Origin of the sequence: Methanobrevibacter sp. (genome assembly GCF_045636185.1) — an archaeon.
Lineage (GTDB): Archaea > Methanobacteriota > Methanobacteria > Methanobacteriales > Methanobacteriaceae > Methanocatella.
Genome location: NZ_JAZTXC010000097.1, coordinates 1 through 7,306, shown reverse-complemented (window position 1 = coordinate 7,306; position 7,306 = coordinate 1). Strand labels below are relative to the sequence as shown.

6 protein-coding genes are annotated in these 7,306 nt (G+C 32.7%); 4 read left to right on the top strand and 2 right to left on the bottom strand.

All coding sequences use genetic code 11. The annotated features are described in order from the left end of the window. Positions 1-141 precede the first annotated feature (141 nt). Genes ACKI3Q_RS05740 through ACKI3Q_RS05730 form a run of 3 tightly spaced genes read left to right on the top strand, consistent with a single transcriptional unit; the run spans position 142 to position 2,420 of the window. Complete coding sequence (locus ACKI3Q_RS05740) at positions 142-1,305, top strand: DUF515 domain-containing protein (protein WP_407415148.1); 1,164 nt, start codon at positions 142-144, stop codon at positions 1,303-1,305. Positions 1,306-1,343: 38 nt separating this feature from the next. After that, complete coding sequence (locus tag ACKI3Q_RS05735; RefSeq protein WP_407415146.1) at positions 1,344-2,066, top strand: class E sortase; 723 nt, start codon at positions 1,344-1,346, stop codon at positions 2,064-2,066. Beyond that, complete coding sequence (locus tag ACKI3Q_RS05730; protein ID WP_407415144.1) at positions 2,067-2,420, top strand: dihydroneopterin aldolase family protein; 354 nt, start codon at positions 2,067-2,069, stop codon at positions 2,418-2,420. Here ACKI3Q_RS05730 and mfnA read toward each other — a convergent pair. Together mfnA and ppsA are read right to left on the bottom strand one after the other, a co-directional pair. Next, positions 2,417-3,577 (bottom strand): tyrosine decarboxylase MfnA, encoded by a 1,161-nt coding sequence (gene mfnA / locus ACKI3Q_RS05725; RefSeq protein WP_407415142.1) that lies wholly within the window; start codon positions 3,575-3,577, stop codon positions 2,417-2,419. The two genes, ACKI3Q_RS05730 and mfnA, sit on opposite strands and share 4 nt — an antisense overlap. Before the next feature lie 44 nt (positions 3,578-3,621). Continuing rightward, on the bottom strand, positions 3,622-5,898 hold the full coding sequence (gene ppsA / locus ACKI3Q_RS05720) for a phosphoenolpyruvate synthase (protein WP_407415140.1): 2,277 nt from the start codon (positions 5,896-5,898) through the stop codon (positions 3,622-3,624). A gap of 610 nt (positions 5,899-6,508) precedes the next feature. On the opposite strand from ppsA, the gene ACKI3Q_RS05715 reads away from it, so the two are divergent. Continuing rightward, a partial coding sequence (locus tag ACKI3Q_RS05715; protein WP_407415138.1) for a glycosyltransferase family 2 protein occupies positions 6,509-7,306 on the top strand: 798 nt, incomplete at its 3' end.

Sequence of the window (7,306 nt, the reverse complement as noted above, 5' to 3'; positions counted from 1 at the left end):
ACAATATTAAAAGTAATATTAAAGTTTTTGAATGATTTTAAAAAAATTAGAAAAAACTTTTAAGGCATTTGGATTTATTATTTTTACAGCATTAATTTTCCCCAAATGCCTGATTCTACAAATGATTAGTGAGGGTTAATTATGAAAAAAGAAAATGATTCTCCTTATCCAAAAGGATTTGGTGAACTAAATGATTTAAAAAATAATGAAATTCCAAGACCAAAGCTAAAAAAAGAAAAAGAAATAACTGCAATTGAAGCTTTTAACAATAAGTTAGGTTCATTATTTAAAAATAAAACATCAGACAACATCAATGATGAAAAGAAAAGAAAAATAGGTAAAATCATCACCACCATAATAATATTAACCTTAATAATATCTGCATACTACTTCATAATTTATGAACCTGCACAACAGGAGTTGAACCAGGAAAAAACGACAAAACTTAATGAACTGCATTCTCTGTACAAAGGTCCTCTTGCAGCTGCCGGAAATGCCTTTACATTAGAAGATAAAATCAACGATGCAAGAACAGTGTATGAAGTCAGATCAATCAATGTAATTAAACATGCAACATATGACTGGAAAAAGTTTCATCTAAGCATGATTAGGGCAAACACCGATCAGTTCAATCGTACAATGGCATTTTATGAAAATGATTCCCACAGCGTGATAATGCCAGCGAATGAAGCTGTAGAATTTGTGAACAATAATAATGTGGAAAAGCTATCTGAAATAACTTTCAAAAAACCCAACACAGTATCGGTTCCTATCCTAGTATCACGTCTGCAGGCAGGAGCCGGGCTGATAAATACCGGAAGCATTGTTGACATTTACAAAAGCAATAATGATACCTACTTCAATGAAACGACCAACATAAATCAAAGTGAAGCAAGTGTTAGCGGATGCACAGTACTGTCAATAATGAGATATGAGGACAACGGAGAGATTGACTCTGAATATTCAAAAGGAAATACTATAGTTGAAGGAAACAATACAAATCCATCAGAAAATACCCAAACATTTTCTTCAAACGTATTGGAACTGCTTAAAGGGGCAATCATACAGGGATATGATGAAAAAGCAACTATGGATATGTTAAGAAGTTATGGTATTAAACTGTCAAATTACGAGAGAGAAATAAATTTGGGAGATTTGGATGCAGAATATATGCTTTTAGTTGAAGTTCCACAGGATAAAGTGACTTTTATCATAAATAACATGGACAGCATTATTTTAACAATCCCAACTACAAAGGCACCTGAATGGATGGCCGGTGAAATTAATTCAACATATTCCAGATAGAAAAGTTATATTAATAAAATGAATATAAAAATGATAGTATGAAAAGGCCAAGCATTTCAACAATTATTGTAATAATATGCATTTTAGTAATAGGTTTATATGCGGCAGGAGAAGTCAATTATTTTGCTCACAAAAACATAACCGAAAAAAATATCACAAATCCCCTTGTAATGGTTAATAAAATAGGAATAAATGAGAAACTGAACAACGTTTCACTAGACCAAGGAGTTATGATAGATGAACGATCCTGCACCCCAACAAACGGGACTGTAGTTATATTTGGACATAGGACACTGCAGGGTTCTCCTTTCCTGAGGTTAAATGAGCTTGAAGCCGGAGACATAATAACTTTGGAATGGCCCGGAATAGGTGAGGTAAACTATACTGTCACGAACAAGACAATAGTGCCTGCAACATACCACCTTGAGAAGGACACTACTAAAAACAATATTTTGCTTATTACATGTGACCCGATCGGATCAACGGAAAATAGACTGATTGTTGAAGGAGAACAGACTAATGTCAGTGGGATAAATGAAAAGATAGTTACCTCAAACCCTCAAGAATCAAATGCATACATTATTAGTGCATTGTTCTTAATTATTGGACTGGGAGTATCATTTATTTATCCAAAGGATTCAAGACCTTACATTCTAGCTACGGTTTTAATAATATCTGCAATCCTGTTCTATTTCTGCTTCAATCCAATCTCATCACAGATAATTTATGACAAGATAATATTCTTAAACGGAGGAATATAAATGGACGTTAATGAAAAATATTTTTCCAACATAACCTCGAGGGAAAGAGCAATATTTGAAGGAGGAATCAGCATGGGCGCACTATTCCACCAATTCGTTGGAACACCAGTCAATATTGAAACCAAAGAAGGTTTAGAACGTACAATAGAAGAATCCTTTAAATTGCAACCGGCCATTGAAGACGTTGAAGTTAAAATTAACCTGAATGACAATACTGGCTTTGACTACATTTCACTTTCCGGAGATATGCTCGATGTCAGAATACATACGGCAGTAGACGATGCAAAAGCAGTTATTAGAATAGAATATATTGAGGAATTAAATTATCCATTAATGTATGTTGAAGAAATCTAATACAATTTCTTTAAATCATCTAAAAATTCTTTTAAGTGAGTTTTAGTTACATGGTTCATTAAAACAATTCTGATTGCCTTTGGACAATTTGCAACTGAAACTTTCCATCCATTTATTTTTTCCAGTTCCTCAGATAATTTTTCCGGACTTTTTGTCGGATGGTTGAAAGCAATAATATTTAATTCAGGTTCAACTATAACATTATAACCAATTTTTTCTAAAGATTCCTTTAAAAAGTAAGTATTATCCATTAATCTGCCAGCCAGTTTTGAATATCCCTTTCGTCCAAAATATTTCAAAAGACCATAAGTTGCTGCAGTAGAAGCACCTAAACGAGTTCCAACAATAGTGGACTGTGTTTTAACTGTCAGATATGGTGAATCAACAGCCATTACTTTCAAATATTCTTTTTTTCTAAAAATTATTCCACCTGCAGGAATTGGTGCAAGACCCATCTTGTGAGGATCAACGGTAATGGAGCAAACCCCCGGCAATTTGAAATCAAATTCAGGATAATCATGACCTGCTTCTTTTAAAAAAGGTATTGAAAATCCGCCGAATGCAGCATCTACATGAAAATAAATATTGTTTTCATGAGCGATTTTGGATATTTCTTCTATTGGATCGATTAAACCAAGTTCCGTTGTTCCTGCTATTGCAACAATAGCTACAGTATTATCTGTGATTTTGTCCATAATGGATTCAACATCAATTTTATAATTTTCATCCAAATCGGCTTCAATAATCTTAAGATTCATCATGTCTGCCGCCTTTTTAAATGAAAAATGAGCGGATCTTGGAAGTATAATTTCTCCATTTTTAATATTTTTATATTTTCTTGCATGATTTCTGGCTGCCCTTATGGCCATGATATTTGCTTCAGTTCCACCAGTTACAATATTACCATAAGCTTTATCTAAATTCAATAATTTACCAATGATTTGGACTGTTTTATCTTCAATTGATTTAGTTCCCTTAAATAAACCCGGGTCACCAAGGTTACTGTCAAGAAATTTTATATAAATTTCTTTTCCAAAAGGATGGGCTTCAGTACACATTGAGCCTAAAATTCTACCGTCAGAGTATTTTAAATCATTTTGTTGAATTAAATCTAATTCATTTAAAATTTCATCTTTATCTATTGGTAAATCATTCATAAAATCATCTATTATTGTTAAAAAAAAGAAAAAAAAGAAAAAATTTATTCTAGACGCTTACGGGCAGCTTCTAAAATAATTTTTTGTTCAGCACGAGCAACAGTTTTTCTAACATCAGCTATTGCATCTGCATTGGAACTAACTGAAGTAATTCCAAATTTAACGAGTTTTTCAACGATATGTGGTACACTTCCAGCTTGACCACAGATACTACATGTTACACCTGCTTCAGCACATTTTCTGATAGTTCTTTCTATCAATTTCATTACTGCAGGGTGCTCTTCAGTGTAGTGTTTTGCTACAAATTCGTTGTTTCTGTCAACTGCAAGAGTATATTGGGTCAAGTCATTGGTTCCCAAACTTACAAAGTCGACACCAATTTTCAAGTATTCGTCAATGATAATTGCAGCAGCAGGGATTTCAACCATCATACCAAAGTCAACGTCTTTGTGTGGGATGAATCCGACTTCAGCACATAACTCTTTAGCTTTAAGGAGTTCAGCAGGACTTTGTGATAATGGAATCATAATACCAATGTTAGTGTATCCTTTTTCGTGCAATTTTTTAATAGCTTTGAATTCACATTTAAGAATTTCAGGTTGGTCCAATTCTCTTCTGATACCTCTCCAACCGAGCATCGGATTGTGTTCACGAGGTTCGTTTTCTCCACCTTCCAATGTGATGAATTCATCTGTTGGTGCATCCAAAGTTCTGTACCATACAGGTTTTGGATAGAATGCATCAGCTACGATTTGAACATTGTCGGCAATTGTATCGATTAATTCATCTTCTTTTCCGTCAGCAATGAATTTTCCAGGGTGAATACCTGCAGTCAACATCAAGTGTTCGGTTCTTAAAAGTCCAACACCATCTGCACCAGTAGCTGCTGCTCTTTCAGCTGCTTCAGGCATACTTACATTGGCTTTAACTTCAGTTACAGTTAAGATTGGTGCTTCAGCTGCTACAGCCTGTGCAACAGGAGCTTCTTCTTTAACTTCAGTAATTCCTTCAAATACTAAACCTTTCTTACCATCTAATGTAACACCATCATTTTCTTTCAATGTTTTAGTAGCATCACCAGTTCCTACAACACAAGGAATACCTAATTCACGAGAAATGATTGAAGCGTGACAGGTTACACCACCTTCATCAGTTACAATACCACTGGCCCTTCTCATAGCAGGCACCATGTCCGGAGTGGTCATTGTTGTAACCATAACATCTCCTTCTTCGATTTTATCCAATTCATCAATGTCTAAAACGATTTTAACTACACCTGTTGCAATACCTGGACTTGCACCTAAACCTCTAACGAGAACATCACCGTCAACAGCATCTCCAGAATCTTCAGCAGGTTCAGCATCACCTAAAGTTGTAATAGGTCTAGCCTGGAGCAGGAATAAATTATCTCTTTCAAAAGCCCATTCGGTATCCATAGGTTCACCATAGTGAGCTTGAACTCTTTTACCCATTTCAGTTAATTCAATGAGTTCTTCATCTGATAAAACACGTTCCATTCTCATTTTTTCTGGAACATCAACTTTAATACTGGTACCGCTTTCATCATTGGTATACATTACTTTCTTATCAGAAATGGTTACGTTAATAACTTCATTGTTTGCTTTGTCAACCTGATAGTTGTCCGGAGTTACATCTCCAGATACAACTGCTTCACCAAGACCCCATGATCCTTCGATTAAAGCAATTTCTTCACCAGTTGATGGGTTTACAGTAAACATTACACCAGCTTTGTCCGCAATAGCCATTTTTTGAACAACAACAGCAATCAATACTTTTGAGTGTTCGAAATCATTTTCTTCACGATAGAAAATAGCTCTTGCTTCAAATAATGATGCCCAACATTTTCTGACATATTCAATTACTTCTTCATCACCGCTAACATGTAAGAAAGTATCTTGCTGACCAGCGAAAGAAGCTTCAGGCAAATCTTCAGCAGTAGCAGATGATCTGATAGCTACATCAGTGTCATCTTCACCGACTCTTTGACAGAGCTGATTGTAAGCTTCCTTAATAAACATAATCATGTCATCTGGAATCGGAGTTTCGATAATAATAGATTTGATTTCTTCAGCAGCTGCTTGAAGAGCTTTTGTATCATTAATATCAATTTTATCTAAAATATCCAAAACTTTATCATTAATTCCAGTGTCTTCCATGAATTTTTGATAAGTTTCTGCAGTTACTACAAATCCCGGAGGTACAGGAATGCCAGCTTGGGTTAATTCACCTAAATTAGCACCTTTACCACCTGCAATTGCAATATCTGACTTGTTTAAATCCTCAAATTTTTGTACGTACATGAAATATAACCTCTTGGTTTTAAAAATTGAAAAAGTTAAAACTTAGTCAATAATACTATTATTTTTAATTTCTATATTTAAAATACTTTTTCATACTATTTTTCATTGGGAAGCAATATTGAAAAAAGCCATCGAATCCTTGAATAAACAATTGATTAAATTGTAAGTCAATTTAAATAGTTATATTTAATTAACCAAATATTAAATTTACACATATTCGTTAATAAAAAAAATAAATTAAGTTTATTCAGTCCACATGTCCCAGGCAATTCCTGGAATTTATGCAGTCATTAATTCGGTTTGCTACACAATTCCACTATAAACTAAATCAACACATTTTTAATAAAATAACATAGATAATCTTTGGGAATCAAATTTTGAAAGTCTAACGGAATCAACATGCCTCGGTAAATTAAATTTAAAGTATATAAATCACTGAATAAAAATATTTGAAGAAAATTATGTAAACAAATCGGTTATTATACATAACATAGTAAATAACAATCAAGTTTAAACATGTGATAAAACACTATAAAATTATTTATATTAAATATTTAATAAATATAGACATTGAGTAATAAATTATTAATGATGCCCTCGGAGAATTTTAATGAAAATTGTCACTATTACAACAATAAAAAATGAAGCTGACATTATTGAATCATTTATTAGATATCACCTAAATATTGTTGATGAAATGATTATCCTAAATAATGGTAGTACTGATGATACTAATAATATTCTAGATAAATTATTATCTGAAAATTTACCATTGATTATTTTAAATGATTACGATAAATATTTTGAACCAATGCAAAAATATAACTGTTTATTAAAAAAAGCTGTTGATGAATATAAAGCCGATATAATCTGCCCATTAGATGTTGATGAATTTATCACATGTTCAAATGGCAACCCTCGTGACATTATAGAAAAAATACCTCCATTTACATTTTATAAAATCAAATGGAAAACATATGTACCAACTAAAAACGACATACAAGAAACTAAATTTGTTCCATCTAGAATTACTTATACTAGGGATGAAAAAATTGAAACATTTTATAAAGTAATATTAACAGGCGATTTATATAGCAATTTTAATGTGGGCTTAAGAACAGGAAATCATAATTTATGGATTCAAGAAAAATTTTCAGATAATATTCATTGTGAAGAATGTGATGATTTAAGAATTGCTCATTTTCCATTACGTTCTGTTGAACAAATGACCTCAAAAGTATTGGTTAGTTATCCAAATACACTTTCAAGAAAAAATGTCGATCCCAATATGAGCCATCATTACCCCCTAATGTTCAATAAAATCCTTGAAAAAGGATATATTGAAATAGATGATATGACTGAATTTGCTAAACAATATTCTTTAGAAGAAAACAAAGGAAAAAAACAA